Source organism: Bradyrhizobium sp. BRP19, from assembly GCF_020194195.1.
Lineage (GTDB): Bacteria > Pseudomonadota > Alphaproteobacteria > Rhizobiales > Xanthobacteraceae > Bradyrhizobium > Bradyrhizobium yuanmingense.
On the sequence record NZ_JADYVZ010000242.1, the window covers coordinates 1 to 387 of the forward strand.

At 67.2% G+C, this 387-nt stretch carries 1 pseudogene; it reads right to left on the reverse strand.

The annotated features are described in order from the left end of the window. Nucleotides 1-387 (reverse strand): annotated as a pseudogene (locus I6F36_RS39380) (phage major capsid protein); the annotation flags it as partial.

Sequence of the window (387 nt, forward strand, 5' to 3'; positions counted from 1 at the left end):
GTGCCAAGCGGCACCGTGCCGGAATCGATGATCGGCCAACCCTGTAGGTTGCCGGCCGCGATCTGGGCCTGGAACGGGAAGGCGCCGACGCCCGGAGCCGCAGTAAGACCGGCGCTCATCACCTGCTGCGGGTTCATCAACCAGGCCGGCTTACGCACATTGCCCATCGTCGCACTGAGCAAGGCGCCGCTGACCTGCTTGATGTCGCCAACCAGCGCATTGAAGCCGCCGCCAGCGGTCGCCGGCAAAGCCGCCACACCGTTGAGGATTCCCGCCGGCCGGATCGTGGTCGCCGGGTTGGTGTCGAGCAACACGCTGTCGAGCGAGACCGCGGTGTCTTCCTGGATCGCGTTGCGCAGCAGCCCTTCGATCGCAGGCACGCTGTGC